General features: G+C 32.8%; 17 protein-coding genes and 1 pseudogene. 2 read left to right on the top strand and 16 right to left on the bottom strand.

All coding sequences use genetic code 11. The features are described from left to right. Positions 1–141 precede the first annotated feature (141 nt). The 4 genes from DQN38_RS02610 to DQN38_RS02595 all read right to left on the bottom strand — a co-directional run bounded on the left by DQN38_RS02610 (position 142) and on the right by DQN38_RS02595 (position 4,490). The gene (locus DQN38_RS02610; RefSeq protein WP_002848867.1) at positions 142–663 is read right to left on the bottom strand and encodes an iron transporter; all 522 of its coding nucleotides are present in this window, start codon (positions 661–663) and stop codon (positions 142–144) included. Next, complete coding sequence (locus DQN38_RS02605) at positions 660–2,573, bottom strand: FTR1 family iron permease (protein ID WP_002848866.1); 1,914 nt, start codon at positions 2,571–2,573, stop codon at positions 660–662. The genes DQN38_RS02610 and DQN38_RS02605 overlap by 4 nt, the downstream gene beginning before the upstream one ends. A gap of 297 nt (positions 2,574–2,870) precedes the next feature. Further along, the gene (flgG, locus tag DQN38_RS02600; RefSeq protein WP_011731853.1) at positions 2,871–3,659 is read right to left on the bottom strand and encodes a flagellar basal-body rod protein FlgG; all 789 of its coding nucleotides are present in this window, start codon (positions 3,657–3,659) and stop codon (positions 2,871–2,873) included. Positions 3,660–3,677: 18 nt separating this feature from the next. After that, positions 3,678–4,490, bottom strand: coding sequence for a flagellar hook-basal body protein (locus DQN38_RS02595; RefSeq protein WP_002848864.1), 813 nt, complete (start codon positions 4,488–4,490; stop codon positions 3,678–3,680). 156 nt (positions 4,491–4,646) lie between these two features. Here DQN38_RS02595 and rpoD point away from each other — a divergent pair, with 156 nt between their 5' ends. Then, entirely contained in the window at positions 4,647–6,518 is a 1,872-nt protein-coding gene (rpoD, locus tag DQN38_RS02590) for an RNA polymerase sigma factor RpoD (protein WP_065843775.1), read from the top strand. A gap of 6 nt (positions 6,519–6,524) precedes the next feature. Here the strand turns inward: rpoD and DQN38_RS02585 are convergent, their stop codons facing one another. From DQN38_RS02585 to DQN38_RS02550, 8 genes are all read right to left on the bottom strand, one after another. Next, positions 6,525–7,502, bottom strand: coding sequence for an acyltransferase family protein (locus tag DQN38_RS02585; protein WP_241201342.1), 978 nt, complete (start codon positions 7,500–7,502; stop codon positions 6,525–6,527). A gap of 36 nt (positions 7,503–7,538) precedes the next feature. Continuing rightward, the gene (locus tag DQN38_RS02580) at positions 7,539–8,291 is read right to left on the bottom strand and encodes a flagellin (protein WP_111738167.1); all 753 of its coding nucleotides are present in this window, start codon (positions 8,289–8,291) and stop codon (positions 7,539–7,541) included. Between the two features lie 56 nt (positions 8,292–8,347). Beyond that, positions 8,348–9,634 (bottom strand): histidinol dehydrogenase, encoded by a 1,287-nt coding sequence (gene hisD, locus DQN38_RS02575; protein ID WP_111738166.1) that lies wholly within the window; start codon positions 9,632–9,634, stop codon positions 8,348–8,350. A gap of 23 nt (positions 9,635–9,657) precedes the next feature. Then, positions 9,658–10,530: a 1-aminocyclopropane-1-carboxylate deaminase gene (locus DQN38_RS02570; protein ID WP_065844095.1), complete on the bottom strand. Its 873-nt coding sequence runs from the start codon at positions 10,528–10,530 to the stop codon at positions 9,658–9,660. Continuing rightward, a complete protein-coding gene (locus DQN38_RS02565; RefSeq protein ID WP_002848858.1) occupies positions 10,520–11,524 on the bottom strand; it encodes an OmpA family protein in 1,005 nt (334 codons plus the stop codon). Before DQN38_RS02565 ends, DQN38_RS02570 begins: the two co-directional genes overlap by 11 nt. Next, positions 11,511–12,836, bottom strand: coding sequence for a MotA/TolQ/ExbB proton channel family protein (locus DQN38_RS02560; RefSeq protein ID WP_011731851.1), 1,326 nt, complete (start codon positions 12,834–12,836; stop codon positions 11,511–11,513). The genes DQN38_RS02565 and DQN38_RS02560 overlap by 14 nt, the downstream gene beginning before the upstream one ends. A gap of 88 nt (positions 12,837–12,924) precedes the next feature. Then, complete coding sequence (gene fbaA, locus DQN38_RS02555) at positions 12,925–13,989, bottom strand: class II fructose-bisphosphate aldolase (RefSeq protein ID WP_002848856.1); 1,065 nt, start codon at positions 13,987–13,989, stop codon at positions 12,925–12,927. Between the two features lie 9 nt (positions 13,990–13,998). After that, a complete protein-coding gene (locus tag DQN38_RS02550) occupies positions 13,999–14,808 on the bottom strand; it encodes a peptidylprolyl isomerase (RefSeq protein WP_002848855.1) in 810 nt (269 codons plus the stop codon). Positions 14,809–14,906: 98 nt separating this feature from the next. On the opposite strand from DQN38_RS02550, the gene DQN38_RS02545 reads away from it, so the two are divergent. Continuing rightward, positions 14,907–15,539 (top strand): endonuclease III domain-containing protein, encoded by a 633-nt coding sequence (locus DQN38_RS02545; protein ID WP_002848854.1) that lies wholly within the window; start codon positions 14,907–14,909, stop codon positions 15,537–15,539. Here the strand turns inward: DQN38_RS02545 and DQN38_RS02540 are convergent. The 4 genes and pseudogenes from DQN38_RS02540 to DQN38_RS09240 form a co-directional block, all read right to left on the bottom strand. Continuing rightward, entirely contained in the window at positions 15,532–16,833 is a 1,302-nt protein-coding gene (locus DQN38_RS02540; protein ID WP_011731850.1) for an adenosylmethionine--8-amino-7-oxononanoate transaminase, read from the bottom strand. The genes DQN38_RS02545 and DQN38_RS02540 overlap by 8 nt on opposite strands. A 100-nt stretch (positions 16,834–16,933) precedes the next feature. Beyond that, the gene (locus tag DQN38_RS09250) at positions 16,934–17,329 is read right to left on the bottom strand and encodes a CZB domain-containing protein (protein ID WP_372683110.1); all 396 of its coding nucleotides are present in this window, start codon (positions 17,327–17,329) and stop codon (positions 16,934–16,936) included. Continuing rightward, a pseudogene (locus DQN38_RS09245) lies at positions 17,330–17,644 on the bottom strand (methyl-accepting chemotaxis protein); the annotation flags it as partial. A 578-nt stretch (positions 17,645–18,222) separates the two neighbouring features. After that, entirely contained in the window at positions 18,223–18,597 is a 375-nt protein-coding gene (locus tag DQN38_RS09240) for a ComEA family DNA-binding protein (RefSeq protein ID WP_065844094.1), read from the bottom strand. Positions 18,598–18,617 lie beyond the last annotated feature (20 nt).

Here is an 18,617-nt window from a genome sequence, read left to right as displayed (position 1 = left end):
AGCCGATAAATTGCGCAATTTTATAGTTCATTTTAAACGGCGCAAAATTTATTAAAACTCAAGCAGAGATCTTTTAAATTTAAAAATCCAGCCAAAAATCAGCCGGACTTTTTAAATTTATACTTAAGCCAAACTGCTTGATTACTCTTTTGGAGCACCTGTATATTTAAATGTATATTTTGCATCAAACGGCGCCCACCATTTTGCAACTCCCGTTGCTTTGTCTGCGTGGCGTCCAAAACCTTGAGTACTTGGATTATCTATATGAAATGTAAGTTCATAGTTACCAACTCCGGCGGTCATTTTTAAATTTGCGCCGTAGTGAGGACCGTCGCTTGCTACCATAGGCATAAGAGTTCCTTGCAGTGTTTTACCGTTGTCTATGTTTTTTAAAGTATAAGCTATCTTAAGATAAGGCACCCATTCACCCTCGCCAAATCCGTTTGCATTTCCTTTTATAGCATGGATATCTGCTTCAAGATGGATATCTGCTAAACTAGGAGCTAAGTCTATACCTTTTGGCTCCATATCTATAGGTTGAAGATAAACAGCGGCTATTTCCATACCGTTTTTCTCTATCGGCTCACCAATAGGCTGCTCAGCTGCCATAGTAATAACTGCTGCAAGGCTTAGTGCCAACATTCCTGAAAGTATTTTTTTCATACTTGTTCTCCTTTATTAAGATTGATTTGTTTTTGCTTTATTATATATACTCCTATTATAAGAGCTAGTATCATCAAAAATTGAGGTATCAAACTCTCATAGTACGGATAAATTCCCAACCAAGTTATAGTAGGAATAGACTCTATAACGTTTGGAACAAATAATTTTCCTTCCACAAGCTCCATTACGCCTTTACCCACAAATACTATCGACATATAAAATATAATAGCCGAAGTAGCTATGAAAAATGGTTTTATAGCTATCTTTAATGAGAACGCTTTAATGATAAAATATAGTATAAAAAGTATTACTATACCAGCAACAAATCCAAGTCCGACCATACCAAGAGCGCCGTTTGAACGTGCATCAAATATAAGAGCTTGATAAAATAGCACGGTTTCGGCTCCTTCTCTATATACTGCTAAAAACAGAGTCCACCAAAGCGCTTTACTATCTCCGCTAGTAAGGCTACTAGTGATGTGTCCTTGTATATAATGGTTCCATTTTTTAGCTCCGGCGTTACTAAGCAGCCAAAATCCGACATAAAATAGAAGTCCGACTGCTATAAGCATAACAACACCTTCTATTATCTCTCTGCTTTGTGCAGCCATATTTGAGCCAAATATTAAATTTACGGCCCACGCTGTAGCAAAACTAAGCAATATAGCCACTATCATCGAGCTATAGACGATATTTAGATGTTTACTATTTCCGGTTTTTATAAGATAAGCTACTACTGCGGAGATAATTATGAGAGCTTCAAATCCTTCTCTTAAAATTATACTAAGCGCATATATAAAAAGAGCCCATCCGCTAAGATCGGTACTACTTTTTTCAAGGCTGGTTTCTAGCAAAGAGAATAGATTGTATTGCTCTGCCGATACTTTATCGCTACTAACTCCGCTTTTCATAAGAGAAACTATCTTGCTAAAACTAGCCTCAGTTGCAGTTTTAAGCGTGATATCTATAGCCCCTATTTTACTCTCCATACCGCTTGCTTCATACTCATCAAAATATATATCTCCGGCCTCGCTTATAGCTTCTTTTATACTACCGCTTTTGTATAGAGACAGTACATTTTGCATTTTATCTTTTATATTTTGCACAGTAGGAGTAAAATCTACTACTTTTTTTTCTTCTACTTCTATTTTAGGAGCTAAAACATAAGACTCTTCTGGAAGTTTATTGATAGCGCTGCTTATAAGCTCGTCGATATCTTTTATAGACTGTTCAAATGCATTTTTTTGCATATTTACATTTTCTGATATCACGTTACCCATAATCTGCTGTATCATTTGATCTAGCCTTTGAGTGGCATATCTTCTAACGGCTATTTCAAGCTCCATATTTCTATAATAATTAAATTTAGCTTTATTCATAGCATTTTTAAGAGCTTCGCCGTCTTTTTTGTCATAAGCCAAAATAGCATCATCTAAACTAGATTTTATATTTTCATAAACGCTACCCCATGGATTTGACTCTAAGACAGAAGAGCTCATTCCAGCAGCAGCCAAACCGCCGTCATCGCTCTTTTGGGCTTGGAGCTTCACGCCGCTACTTATAGTAGGCAAAACTTCTTTTATCTCGGTATTTAAATTTGCTATCATAGCTTCTATTTTAGCGACGTCTTGACCCGCTTTGATAGCTTTTCTTATATCTCCAAACTGTTTTTCCATAGAGTAAGCTTTTTTTTGACCAAGATTTATTCTAATACCGCCTTCTAAATTTTCAAAATGCCCGAAATACGCAGTTTGAGTAAGCTCTCTAGCTTCAGTATCCTTACCGTTCTTATAAAGTTCTATAACTTGAGTAAATATCTCTTCTATGCTTTTTGCCTCTTTTTCATAATTTGCAAAAAGAACAGTAAAGGGTATAAGTAATATAAAAAGAATTTTAAGAATTATTTTCATAAATTTAACCTTAATTATAAGTTTGTTATTGACAATTATTTTCATAATGGAATTGAAAGTCTACAATGAGCTAACTTAAAAAACAATAAAATTTTATATATTATTTGAATATTGTTATCATTATATTTTTTATTATTTAATAATTTTTTTGATTTATTAAATAAATTATTTTAACTTTAATGAGTGTTTTATAAATGCTTATTTTTAAATTTAAACTGTATATTTCATAATTTCACTCCATTGCAATTATACAAATGGAGTGACGCAAGGAGGAGAAAATTAAAAATTATTAGCTAATTATCGTTTTAGCTGATTTACTGTTTGAAGCATCTCGTCTGCTGTTGTAATCGCTTTTGAATTTGCCTCATAGGCGCGCTGACCGGTTATAAGATCGGTCATTTCTTCAACTAATTGCACGTTACTCATTTCAACAAAACCTTGTTTTATTTGACCAAAACCGTCAGTACCGCCGTTTCCTATATTTGGAGCACCGCTTGCGGCAGTTTCTAAGAAATTATTATCGCCCATAGCGTGAAGTCCACTTGGATTTATGAAATTTGCAAGCTCAATCTGACCTATTTGAGTCATCTCTTGATTTCCTGGTTGAAGCACGGATACCGTGCCATCGACTCCTACAGAAATTTGAGTTGCGTCTGCTGGTATATTCATCTCTGGAAGAAGCCTATAACCATCACTATTAACGATATTTCCGTCTCCATCAAGCTTAAATGCACCATTTCTAGTATAAGCAGTAGTACCATCAGGAAGCTGAATTTGGAAAAAACCGTTACCGGCTATAACCATATCTAGATTATTCCCTGTTTCTTTAAAATACCCTTGACCAAATACTTTAGTTATAGCAGTAGGACGCACTCCAAGACCTACTTCCATACCAGTTGGACTCATAGTTGTCGTACTTGTCGGTGTTCCTGCGTACTGCATAGTTTGGTACATCAAGTCGGCAAATTCTGCACGATTTTTCTTATATCCAATTGTATTTACGTTTGCTATATTATGCGATGTGGTATCTATCTGGGTTTGCTGAGCTACCATTCCAGTAGCTGCCGTATAAAGTGAGCGTATCATCTATCTATCCTTAACAAATTAAACTTTTGGTGAAGCAAGTTTAGTAATTGCTTCTTGATTTATATCATTCATATGTGTCGACATAACTCTTTGATACATATCGACAAGACGATTTGTTTCTACTAAATTTACCATCTCAATAACAGGATTTACGTTTGAAATTTGAGAGTATCCTTGAGCGACGGAACCGCTATTTTCTACATCATTTAACTCGTTTAAATTTGGAAGCACAAAGAGATTATCACCCTCTTTTTGCAAATTCCTAATCTCTCTTGGCTGAGCTATAAAAAATCTACCAACATTTTCGTTATTTGAGTAAATATTTCCATCTTTATCTATAGTTACAGGAGCATCTTGAGGAATTTGAATACCTCTGACTTCTTCTGGCTGATTTTCATAATTATTTGGAAGCACTCTATAACCTTCTTTTGTCACAATGTAGCCTTCATTGTCCAAATTTAAAGCACCGTTTTTTGTAAGTCTTACTCCATTTGGCGTATCAACTAACAAAAATAGATCGCTTTTTCCTATAGCTACATCCAGAGGGTTATTTGTCATTTTAAGTCCGCCGACATTAAAGTCAGTGTAAATTTCATTAATCTGCGGAACTCGATCAATGGTTCTATTTAGAAATTTAGCGGCGTCTCTTGTATGATTTTCCAAAGGTAAGATATCTCTAGTTTCTTTAAATATTCGTTCAAAATCAGCTATAACGACATCATCTCTTTTATAGCCGATTGTATTTACATTTGCAAGGTTATTTGTGATTACATCAAGTCTATTAAACTGCGTAACCATCGCGCCCGTAGCTTGATAATAGCCGTTTTGCATATGTTCTCCTGCATTAAATTTAGAAATAATAAAGCAAGTTTTGTTCCATGTTTTTGAAAAGCATTTCAAAATCTGCATTTATATAGATTTAATTATTTTTTAGATATAATCCTTAATTTTAACAAAAACAGATAAATAAATTTTAAGGAGCTTTATATGAGTGCAGCAAAAGAGACTTTTGCACAAATAGAAGAGTTATTTAAAGAGAACTCAAAAGGTTATGTTACTTTTGAAAAGCTTGTAAGATTGTTTGACAAAGCTCCAACGGTTGCTACCATAAAAAAAGTCGAAACTCTAGCCGAACTCTATAAAATACAGCTGATAAGTGCTGTAGAAGCGGCAAAGATAAAAAATATACAAGAAGCTAAAAAATCAGAAGAAGACAAGCTAAAAATCATAGATACCGCCTTAGAAGAGGAATTTGATCTAACTAGTGAGAATGATCTTTTAGAATGGTCACGATCAGACAGCCCTGTGAGAATGTATCTTAGAGAAATGGGTCAAATTTCACTTCTAACAAAAGAAGAAGAGGTAGAAATCAGTAAAAAAATCGAGCTTGGAGAAGATATCATCATAGATGCTTTTTGCTCAGTGCCGTATCTTATTGATTTTATTTTAGATTACAAAGAGCCTCTTATAAATAGAGAACGCCGAGTTAAAGAGCTTTTTAAAAGTTTTGACGAGGAAGAGAGCGAAGAAGAGGAAGAAGAAACAACTGAAGATGAATTTGAATATGATGAGAACAAAGAAGATAGCGCTACAGCAAAAAAACAGCCAAAAAAACTTGACAAAAGAGCAGAAAAAGTAATAGAAAGCTTTAAAGCTCTTGAAAAAGCCAAAAAAGAATGGATGAAAATAGTAGCAAAACAAAATATATCTATCGAAGAAGAAGCTGATCTAGTAGCAAAGTTAAATTTAACTTTTAAGAAAAAAGTTTTGAAAGATAAATTAATGGATCTTGGACCTACAAGCAAACTTATAAATGAAATAGTAAAATCCATGGAAACGGCTTTAAAAAGCGATGATGACTTTGATAAAGAGCTAAAACGCCTTGAATATCGTCTTCCTATGTTTAGTGCCGAACTCAAAAAAAACCATCAAGGCATACTAAAAGATATAACAAAGCTTTCAAAAGAAGATATCATATCAAGAGTTCCTGAAGCAACTATGGTATCAACTTATGTAGAGATAAAAAAGTTATTTCAAACAAAAGAAGCTAGCAAAACTGGATTTAATCTAGAACCAAAAGAGCTAAAAATAGTATTAGATCAGATAAAACGCGGTAAAAATATAAGTGACGATGCAAAAGCTAGAATGGCAAAATCAAACCTAAGGCTAGTAGTTAGTATAGCTAAGCGATATACAAATCGCGGACTTCCGTTTTTGGATCTTATTCAAGAAGGAAATATTGGTCTTATGAAAGCAGTTGATAAATTTGAATATAAAAAAGGTTATAAATTTTCAACATATGCTACATGGTGGATAAGACAAGCTATAAGTCGCGCTATAGCTGATCAGGCCAGAACGATACGCATACCGATCCATATGATAGAAACTATAAACCGTATAAATAAAATCAATAGAAAATATCTACAAGAAGAGGGAAAAGAGCCAGATGTAAGCATCATAGCAAGAGAGGTAGGTCTTAGTATAGATAAAGTTAAGCAAGTTATCAAAATTACCAAAGAGCCTATAAGTCTTGAAGCTCCAATCGGCAGTGAAGATGATGGCAAATACGGCGATTTTGTAGAAGATAAAACAACTCTTAGCCCAATGGAACAGATACTAAAAGGCGACTTAAAAGAGCAGATAGATGAAGTATTAGATCAGCTAAACGATCGTGAAAAAGCGGTTATAAGAATGCGTTTTGGTCTTTTAGAAGATGAAAGCGATAGAACATTAGAAGAGATAGGAAAAGAACTAAACGTGACAAGAGAGCGTGTCAGACAGATCGAAAGCTCAGCCATAAAAAAACTAAAACATCCAAAAGTAGGTAGAAAACTCAAAAATTACATAGAGGGAAATTAAGTAGAACTAGTTTCTACTTAATCTATATTTTGTTATAGGTCTTTCACATATAAAATATACTAAGAGGCTTATGAATATACTTATTACGGTAACCGCAAATAAATTATCTTTACCAAAAATATATCTACATGACCATATGCCAAGAAAATGTGACAAAAATAGTATGTAAGACAATGAACCAAATATATTATTAAAAGGTAGTTTGATTTTTAATCTTTCGTGCATACTAATAATAATTACACCAATTAGATAACCTAAGCTTATTTCTACTGAGAAAAAGTAAATTTTATCAGCAATCAATACGTATAACAACATGATAAATACAATAGAGCAAAACAAAATAACCGTTTTAATTTTATTTTGATATATAAGAAATCCTGTATAAAACATAAAAAATACACCAAATATTAGCCTATACCCGAAAATATCTGGATGCAGTATATTTAAATTTGCTATAACAAATATTAAAAGACTTATCATAGCTAATAGAATTCCAAGTTTTTTATAAAAGATCGAAAATACAAGTACTAAATAAGCTTGAACTTCGGCACCAAGCGACCATGCCGGAGGAAGCACAAAATTTAACCCAACAGGAGCATTAATAACGGACAGATCAATAAAATAAAAATAATTAAGAGGAATCAATAAAAAATTCAATAAAATATGAAATAAATTAAACTCAAATTCAGAATAATTTGTAAGCATCAAAAAAATAAGAGCCAATGAAGAAACAGTAAAAAAAGCTGGATAAATACGTAAAAACCTATCGATAGCAAAGTATTTAATATTATATGGAGATATTTTAATTATAATTTTAGATGTTACTAATCCAGCAATTATATAGAATATTACAACTGCAAAAACTCCAATATTTTTACCAAAAAAAGTGTAATTCATATGGGATAAAACAACAAAATATGCCAAAACAAATCGTATATACCCAAACAAAAAACTACCTTTAAGTTTAAAACATTCTAAAAGCACAAGATAAATAACCTTGTGCTTGCATTATCTAAAGTACTATCCTAAAAGTCCAGATACTTGACGTTGAAGTGTTTGCATATTGTGTGCAGCTGCCATAGTTGAGCTGTTTACCAACAAATTCGCATTGTTGTAGTTAGTCACATTATTTGCTAGGTCGTTATTTTGCAATTGAGATTCGCTAGCTTTCGTTGAAGTAACCGCGGTTAAACTAGCATTTATTCCGCTTATAAGACCATTTTGTAAACTTCCGATATCAGTTCTAAGCGAATTTACGCTCTTTAAAAAGTCACTTATAGTATTTTGATTAGATATGTCCAAAGAATTAACATTTGGAGCTGTTAAGTTTATGCCGACTTCTCCGTTTCCTGTTTGGAAACTAAGCGAATTACCAAAAATATTTTTACCATTAAAGCTGGCAGAGTTTAAAGAGTCTTGCATAGATGTTTTTAGAGCATTTGCTTCTTTATTTAAAGCACTAATTTGCTCTGGTCCGTTTATTGCACTATTTGCTCTAACAGAAAGCTCATTTAGTCTATCTGCCCCTTTGCCTAAATTTTGCAAAGTAGCATCAGCTATCTGAAGTACTCCAATGGCGTCATTTGCATTATTTACACCTTGCGAAATCGAACTTGCACTGCTACGCAAAGAGTCTGCTATAAGCAAATTTGAACTATCGGTACCGCTTAATGCTCTTTGAGCAGATATATTTTCAAGTGCTTTACTTGCATTTTTTTGAGCACTATCTAAATAGTAATTTTGGTTACTATTTGTATAATCACCTATTTTCATAACTACCTCCTTTGGTAGATTTTATATATTTTACATCAATAATATTGAATTTTGTCTTAACTCTCATATCTCACCTTTACAGAAAGCTCATGAGCGCCGAGACCTTCGGCTTTTGCTAGGCTCATACAGGCTTTTCCAAGCTCATTTATAGAGCTTTTATTCATAGAAATAATCGAACTTTTTTTCACAAAATTACTCACTCCGAGAGGTGAGAAAAATCTCGCACTTCCTCCAGTAGGCAACGTGTGATTTGGACCTGCTAAATAATCTCCGATCGCTTCTGGAGTATAATGACCTAAAAATATCGCTCCAGCATGTTTAATACGCGCAAGATACTCAAACGCATTATTCGTGGCGATTTCTAAGTGTTCTACAGCTAAATCATTCATCAAATCTATGCACTCATCCATATCTTTTGCTACTATGATGGCAGATTTATTATCTATACTAGCTCTTGCTATCTTTTCTCTACTTACAGTTGGCAAAATCTTATAAATTTCGTCTTTGACGCTATTTGCAAATTTGTCACTAAAAGTTATCAAAAAACTACTTGCTATTTCATCATGCTCAGCTTGACTAAGCAAATCTATAGCAATATGATGTGGATTAGCACTGTCACCCGCTATAATACCTATTTCGCTAGGTCCTGCTATCATATCTATATTTACATCTCCAAAAACAAGCTTTTTAGCAGTTGCAACATATATATTTCCCGGCCCAGTTATAACATCTACTTTTTTTATGGTTTTCGTACCATAAGCCATAGCCGCAATAGCACTTGCTCCACCAACTTTATAAGCATATTCTATACCAAGAAGATGCATAGCGCTAAGCAGAAGTTCATTTACATTTCCTCCTACAGCAGGTGTGCAAACCACTATATCTTTGACTCCAGCAACTATAGCAGGGGCAGCATTCATCAAAAGCGAACTAGGATATGCCGCTTTACCTCCTGGTATATAAAGACCTGCTCTATCTACAGGAGTTACTTTTTGACCTAAAATACTCCCGTTATCTTCGAAACTCAGCCATGTTTTTTCTAGCTGTTTTTCATGGTATATTTTTATGCGTTCATATGCGATACTTAGAGATTTTTTAAGATCTGGATCTAGATTATTATATGCATTTTCCATATCGCTGCGCTCTATTTGCAGATCGCCATTGACTTTCCACTTATCAAATTTAAAAATCTGCTCGTTTAAAGCTTCATCCCCATGCTCTTTTATATCAGAGATAATGTTATTTACCGTTTCCATTACGTTTTGCATATCTAAATTTGAACGATTTACTAATTTATCAAAATCTTGTTTGAAATTACTATCGTTGCTATATAAAATTTTCATAATCTATTCTCTCCTTTATTTAATTATACCATATCTAGTTTAAATTTACGTTTGTAACGCTCCAAAAGACTTTCATTTCCTATAATTCCACCTTGATGAATATATAAAATTTTATTTTTAAATTCAGTTAAATTATAGAGTAAACTAAGCCATCCAACACTATCGTAAAGCAGCTCAAACTCAACATTTGTTGAGTCTTTAAGCTCTTTATAAATATCAAAAAGCTCACGCTTTAAATTCCCAAAATGATATTTTTTTGGCGGATTTAAAATATTCAATTTTGAATCTTTATCTAAATTTAAAACCATAGAAGCAAGATAATCTCTATCGCCCACGCAAGGCGTAGTATATACTTTCATTTGGCTTAAATTTTTAGCTAAATACGCCGCACTAGCACCAGTGCCACTAGGCAAAAATATATCAAATTTAAATCCGATTTGATTAGAAAAATCCTCTATAAGCTTAGCTTGAGTTTTAAACCCATACTCGGCTTCGCTCATAGCCACACCCTCAGGAATTAAAATATCGTCGATATTTTTTAAATTTGAAGCGAAATCAGCTCTATTTTTACTTTCATAAATCACCATGCCATTTCGCAAAGCCAAAGCCAAATTTCCGCTCGGACGCTCTTTTAAAAATCCGCTTAAATGATCGGTTACATAGATAAACTCTAGTTCTTTCATCTTTGCAAACACGCTAAGGCTGTACATTGCATTTGACTGATTTGAGCCATAAGATATAATGCGTTTAAAACCGCTTAAATCCGAATTTAAAAAATACTCAAGCTTTCTTGCTTTATTTCCATTAAATTCGCCTCCGATTTTGTCATCTCTTAAAATCCAAAAACTACGACCACGAAAATTTACGCATTCAAAATTATCAAAATTACCTTGCATTTTGATTGAGAATTTTTTCTATCTCTTTTATAGTGGCTTTATCCGAGATGCTAAATTTAATCTCAATTCTGCGAGATGCTTCTTTATCCTCAACTCCGTTTTTATAAACAAGATCGCTAAAACTTCTACCGCTTGCTATAAGGTATTTACCTAGTTCTTCATTTTTGTAAAATGAGTAGATAAATTTCATTACCTCATAAGCTCTTTTTTGCGATAATTCAAGATTATAAAGATAACTGCCATCGCTATCGGTATGACCTTCTATAACTATTCTATCAATGTTCGGTCGTATCTCATCGCTTAGAAGCACATCGAAATACGCCTTTAAAGTACGTCTCAAATCAAATCTAGCGCTATCTTTTAACATAAATGAGTTTGTATCAAACAAAATAGATGACGGAAGCGAAACTGAGCCTGAATTTGCATCGATACGTATGGAATTACCAAGTTTTTGCTTTAGATCCGATATCACTTTTAATTTTATACCACCTAAATCTTTTATGCGTTCTTTTGTACTATTTAGATCAGCCAAAACACTGTTATATTCGGATTCTTTTTGAGTTAAAGCAATTTTTAAATCACTGATTTGTTCATCTTTTAAATTTATAATGGAGCTTAACTCTTTATTTTCCTCATTTACCACTCTAAGAGTACTATTTATATCTCCAAGCTGAATACTTAATTCGGCAAGTTTCTCATTAAATAGTGCATTTATCTCAGATAAAGCTAAATTGCGATCTTTAGCATTTTGTAATTTTTCTATGAAATCTTTTATCGCTTTTTCTTTTTTGTTCAACTCATCACTACTAAAAGCAAGTGCTTCTACTTTTTTATTTAGATCTATTCTTAAAGCATTTAAATCTGCTTGTGTGAGTACGTATTTTACTACGATAGCTCCGATGAGCAGCACAAAAACAAACAAAAGTCCAGCCATCAAATCGGCGTAAGATATCCAGAAATTACTTCTTTCGTCTCTTGAATTATCTAATTTCATCTTGATTTGCTTCTGTATTTACTTCTAGTTTTTCTAGTGCGCTGTTAGTCTCATCATCTATCTCTTGAATGCTCTTTTTTAGCTCTTCTATGATTTTGCTGCTCTCATCCCCTTTTGCTCCCTCATCATCAAAAACCTCTCTAAAAGCTTGCATACCATCTATCATAGCAGCTCTAAATCCTTCTAAGGCTTGTTTTTGTTTCTCTAAAATTTCAACGCTAAAACCCTCAAGCGAATTTTCAAATTTAGAGATATTTCCACCAAGATCATTTACGGATCTCTCAAGTTTAGTTATTTTATCATCACTAGCACTTTGCAATCTTGTGTAATGCTCACTAAATCTTAGTTGCATCTCTTTCAAATTTAGATTAAACGAATTAAGCACATTAATTATTTCAGCATGTACTTTTACCATATCTTTTTGATCTCGCTGAGATTTGATAAGCATTCCCATAGTATGCTTTATATGTTCACTGCTTAGTTTTACGGCGTCTTCTTCTACTTTAAGCATATCAGAAAAATTTTGGAATTTTCTTTCAACCGCTTTATTTAACTCTTCAAAAAATTCCTGCTTGCTAACATGCTCAAAAATTACGCTAATCTTCTCGAAATTTCCGAGACTTTCTTGCATATATCTCTGCTCGATCTCCTCTTTTGTCCAAAAAAAAGTACTTGTAGCATTTTTTTGCCTAGCTATAAGCTTCTCAAATCTACTCATACCAAATCTCTCAAAAAATATCCACCAAAGAGCCAAAAAAATACCATATATCGACACATAAAATGCAGTTCCAACTCCGCTTAAAAGGGTGGAAATCTCAGTTTCAAGCGCTTCTGTGCTTGATGAGCTAAAATTCGGCATAGATATAGCTATACTTAAAAACGTACCAAGTATACCAAGCATAGGAAAAATTCCAGCACCAACTGAGGCGTAATTATCATTTCTAACGTCATTTGAATATCTTTTTACAAACTCATCAAAACTACCGTTTGACTTTTGATCTTTTCCTATTATCAAAAGACTTTTCATAATATAGCTTTTAAGATCTCTTTTAAACTCATCTTTTCTCTGCTCAAATAAACAACATCCAAGCTCAGCACTATGTCTAGCAAAAAGCATCGCTATAAAAAGTATAACTCCCATCATAACTATAGTATGAAGCTCAACGCTAAAATTTATAATACGAAAATACCCAAGCAGAAATATAGCGTATATCAAAACAGGCAGAAAAACTATTTTAAAATAAACTACTTTACTTTGTCTCTTACCGCTATCAGGTAGAAGCAAATCACTAAACGCATCATTTTTATCCATAAAAAGTTCCTTAAATTTATGCTAAATTTAAAAATTTATAAAATTATTAAATTTAAAATAAATTTGGCAGCATACAAGCCGCCAAAATCTAATTTTTATTCATACAGTTTAAATTATCAAAAGCTTCAAGAAGTCTTTTTATCATACTCTCTTCACCAGATCTTAACCATTTTCTAGGATCGTAGTATTTTTTATTTGGCTTGTCTTCTCCCTCGGGATTTCCGATCTGAGATTGCAGATATCCGTGATGAGCCGCTTCGTACTCTCTCACTCCATCCCAAAAAGCCCATTGTGTGTCAGTATCGATATTCATTTTAACAACACCATAACTTACGGCGTTTTTAATATCTTTTAACTCACTACCACTACCGCCATGAAAAACGAAATTTACCGGCTTGTCGTCATTTAGAGAGAATTTGTGCTTAATAAACTCTTGTGAATTTTTAAGAATTTCCGGACGAAGAACAACATTTCCCGGCTTATATACTCCATGTACGTTTCCAAAACTAGCTGCTATACTAAATTTATCGCTAATTTTGCCTAACTCAGAATAAGCATAAGCAACTTCTGATGGTTGAGTATAAAGAAGAGAGTTATCTACACCAGAATTATCAACACCGTCCTCTTCTCCTCCGGTAACTCCAAGCTCGATTTCAAGACTTATATCAAGTTCGCTTAAATTTTTTAAATACTCTTTACAAGTAGAGATATTTTCCTCTAAGCTCTCTTCGCTGAGATCAAGCATATGAGAACTAAAAAGCGGTCTTCCGAATACTTTTTTATGTTCACGACTAGCCTCTATAAGACCATCTATCCATGGCAGTAACTTTCTAGCGGCATGATCTGTATGCAAAACTACTGGAATGCCGTACTCTCTAGCAAGCAGATGAACATGCTTAGCACCTACTATAGCGCCTAAAATATCTGGCTTAGGACATGACTTACCGGCAAAAAAACCGGCGCCGCCATTGCTAAATTGGATTATAACAGGTGAGTTTGCTCTTTTTGCGGCTTCTAACACTGCATTTACGGAATTGCTGCCTACTACATTTACTGCTGGGATAGCGAACCCTTCTTGTTTGGCATAAGCGTAGAGTTTTGTGATATCATCACCACTTAGTACGCCTGCTTTTACAATATCCAAAACTCCCATTTTCTACCCTTATTTATACTCTATTTTTGCATCTTTTTTTAGATCGCTTACTTTTTTTTGCATAACAGTTCTGAACTCTTCACTTTTCATTTGATTTTCTATATTTGCTTTTGCTTTATCAAATCCAACTGCGCTTTTATCTTTCATATCTTCTTTCAGTATAACATGATATCCAAACTCGCTTTTAACAGGTTTATTAGTAATTTCACCTTTTTTAAGTCCAAATGCGGCTTTGCTAAATGATGCTACCATTTGAGACTCGCCAAACCATCCTAACTCACCGCCATTTACTGCTGAACTTTTATCTATAGATTTCTCTTTTGCAATTTCTGAGAATTTTTTATCAAGAGCGGCACCTTTTAAACCATTTAAACTTTTTATGATATCTGCGGCTTCTTTTTCTGTCTCAACTAAAATATGTTTTGCTTTTGCTTGAGCTGGAACTACAAATTTATCTTTATTTTGCTCGTAAAAATCTTTTGCTTTCTTCTCATCCACTTTTATAGCGTCAAACTGTTTTTTCATCCATATATTTATAGCTACATTATCTTCAAGTTCTTTAACAACTTTTTTAAATTCATCATCTTTTTCTATACCGTCTTTTTTAGCTTGGTCCAACATAAGCTTTCTTTCTATAACTCTATCCAATAGATTTTTCTTCATATCAGCTGGTACGTTGCTTGTTTCTGATCCGTGCGGTCCTAATACTGGAGCTAAATCCTCATCTGTTATATTTTGACCATTTACTGTTGCCAAAACTGCGGCATTTAAACTAACTGCAGCAGCTAAGCTTAAAGCTAAAATTACACCCTTTTTCATACTTATCCTTTATAAAATAAAATTAAAAAACGTTATATTATATCAAAAAGCCCCGTTAATTTTGTTTAAAATTTAGTTTTTTTAGCTAAAATCCCAAAATGCGAACAAAAAAAGATATAAAACAAATTAAAGAACTATTTTTGCAAAACTTTAGTGGAGCTAAAAGCGAACTTAAATTTAAAAATCTCTATGAACTTCTAGTCTGCGTGATGCTATCGGCTCAATGTACCGACAAAAGAGTAAATTTGATAACTCCTGAACTTTTTAACGCCTATCCAGATATCAAAAGCTTGTCTGAAGCAAATCTTGCCTCACTAAAATTACTGATAAATTCTTGTAGTTTTTTTAATAACAAAGCAGCAAATTTAATAAAAATGGCAAAATCGGTTATGGATGAGTTTGGAGGCGATATTCCACTTGAAGAAAAAGAACTCATAAAGTTAGCAGGAGTCGGTCAAAAAACGGCTCACGTTGTTTTAATAGAACACCAAAATGCAAATCTTATGGCAGTAGACACACACGTTTTTAGAGTATCTCATAGACTGAATTTAAGTGATGCAAAAACCCCTCAAGCCACTGAAATCGATCTTACTAAAGCATTCAAAACAGAATTAAACACTCTTCATCAAGCTATGGTTTTATTTGGCAGATATACCTGTAAAGCCTTAAAACCACAATGCGAAAACTGCTTTTTAAAGGAGCTTTGCAGCTCTGAAGACAAAGTTATCTAAGCTCGCTTAATAAATTATCTATAACGCTAAGCGTGTAGCTTATTTGATCATGAGTTATCACATATGGCGGCATAAAATATATAGTGTTTGCCAACGGGCGAAGCAGTAGACCTTTTTGTAAAGCTTTTTTATAAATTTCATAACCCATTCGTTTTCCCTCAAAACCGATCAGGTCAAATGCTAGAACCATTCCTGTTTGTCTAAAATTATCGACAAAGTCATATTTTAACAATGTTTCAAATTCGCTTTTTATAAATTTAGAAAGATATATATTTTTTTCTATCACGTTTTGCGTTTCAAAAATATCTAAAGTAGCATTAGCACATGCGCACGCCAACGCATTTCCAGTATAGCTATGAGAGTGCAAAAAAGCCTTTTGGCTCTCATAAGTATCATAAAACTGCTCGTAAATATTCTCGCTCGTAACAACAACGCTAAGAGGTAGATAACCACCCGTTATACCTTTACTAAGACACAAAAAATCAGGCACCACATCACACTGTTCTAGGGCAAACATAGTTCCGCTTCTGCCAAAACCAACAGCAATTTCATCAAATATAATATCAACATCATATTTTTTTGCCATCACACAAGCCTTATTTATAAAATTTGCGCTATACATATTCATATCTCCTGCGCACTGAATAAGCGGTTCGAGCACAAATGCGGAAATTTCATTGCCATATCTTTCTAAAATATCTTTTAGACCGCTAAGCGCCTCATCGTCGCTTACTTCACGACCTTTAAAACTCAAAGGTACGGGGGTGACTATGGTTTTTATTAAAATATTTTTATATATTTTTTTATACAACTCTACATCTCCGACGCTAAGCGCCGCTATAGTTTCACCATGATATGAGTTTTTTAAATTTAAAAAAAGAGGTTTATTTTTGCCATTTATAATATTTTTATGATAGCTCATTTTAAGAGCAATTTCTATAGCGCTACTTCCATTATCTCCATAAAAACATCTATTTAAAGGATAAGGAAGCAGATCTATCAACCTTTTTGATAGTTTTATAATACCATCGTGACTAAATCCAGCCATTATAACATGTTCAAGATTTTGAGTTTGTTCACTTAATTTTTGATTTATATATTCGTTTGAATGACCAAATATATTTACCCACCAGCTAGAAACACAGTCTATATACTCATTACCATCAAAATCAGTTAAAATCGCGCCTTTTGCACGTTTAATAGGTATAATAGGAAAATCCTTATGATCACTCATCTGAGTGCAAGGATGCCATATATGTTCTAAATCGAGTTTTGATAATTCACTATTTGTCATGCGTAACCTTTTTAATGAAATTATACAACTCAAATTTAAAAACTATCTTATATTTGTATTATCAATTATTTTAAATTTAAAAAGGCTTAAAAATAAAATGCTATTTTCTTACGGCTTTTATTGCTTTCAAAAGTATCTCAAACCCATATTTACTCGAGTTTTCTACATCTTTTAACGTTTCAATTCCGACTTTAATATTGTTTTCATTTTTAACTACATCCATAACTTTCAAAAGACCGTTATGAACATTTTGATGATGCTCGGAAACTTCTTCTATCACATTTTTATTATTTGACAACAGATCTTTTACGCTACTAGAAAACCATTTACCAAACCTACAACTAGTGTGATCTGGAATATCTTCAAATTTGTTATATAAAATCGCCTTGTATCCGCTTAATTTTAAATTTATATGATCAATCTTGCCATTACTGATATTTATCTCATTTGTTATATTTAAAGATTGATTGAGTATATTTTGAGTATTTTCATTCACGCTGTCTATATTTTCACGGAAAATCTCAATTCTTTGCATAACATCATTAGATAAAGTAGAAAATTTATGACTCATATCAATCATCGTATTTGAGTTTTGTTTTAAAGAACCGATATTTAATTCAACTTCTTGAGTGGCTTTTTGTGTGCGTTCAGCAAGTTTTCTAACTTCATCTGCGACTACTGCAAATCCTCTTCCGTGCTCTCCTGCTCTAGCTGCTTCAATAGCCGCATTAAGAGCGAGCAAATTTGTCTGATCGGATATATCTTTAATTAAATTTATAATTTCAACTATAGATATCACACTTTGATTTAAAGAAGAAGCATCATTTTGAAGTCCGCTACCTATTTGCTGGATATTTTCCATAGATGAAACAACCAAAGTCGTCTGTTCTCTGAGTTTTTCAGTTTTTAAAAATGTTTGATTATTCAAATTATTCATATTTTCAAGCATTTTAAGGTTTTCTTCCATGGTTCCTTGCAAAAATCCCATTCCATCTTCATAACTAGCTATAAGAAGATTCGGTGCCGTCTCTTTAGCATCAATATTTTTAATGGTTTCGCTACTAACATCTTGCAGTTTTTTAAGTTCTGATTTTAAACTTTCGTTCTCATTTTGCAATTTCAGATTTTCATTTACTACATTTTTGTACTCAGTTTCTGTTATAGAACTGTTTTTAGAAAAAAACATAAGTATCCTTTAATAAAATTATTCTATAATCATACATTGCAGCTACTAAATTATAAGTAAATAAAAAACTTTATTATATTTTTAATAAGAGGGTATTAATAGTTTCTTATTTTACCCTCCCCAAAAAACTCTACTCAACTCCGCATTTAAAAAATAAAGCAGTAAATTTAATAGTTAATATAGCTGTAATTATTAGTTACTTATTACAGTTCTTCACTATTTTTTTCGGATTTAGTTTTGCTTTTAGTTTTATTAGTATTTTTTACTTTATCTTTATTTGATATTTTACTTTTTTTATCTTTTATATTAGCTTTTGATTTAATACTATTAATATCTGTATTACCTGTAGTTGCAAGATCGGCTTTTATAACATTAAATCTCTTATTGCTTATACCTTTAATGTTTTTTATCTCATCTATGCTTTTAAATTCAGTATGTTTTCTATACTCTATTATAGCATTAGCATTAATTTCTCCTATACCAGGAAGCGCCATAAGCTCCTCTTTAGTAGCAGTATTTAAATTTACTGCACAATAAGCCAAACTAGCAAGTAAAACTATTAAACTAAATAACCTCATAATAAACTCCTTAAATATAA

Source organism: Campylobacter fetus subsp. fetus (assembly GCF_900475935.1).
GTDB classification, from domain to species: Bacteria; Campylobacterota; Campylobacteria; order Campylobacterales; family Campylobacteraceae; genus Campylobacter; species Campylobacter fetus.
This window is presented reverse-complemented; position numbering and strand designations above follow the sequence as displayed.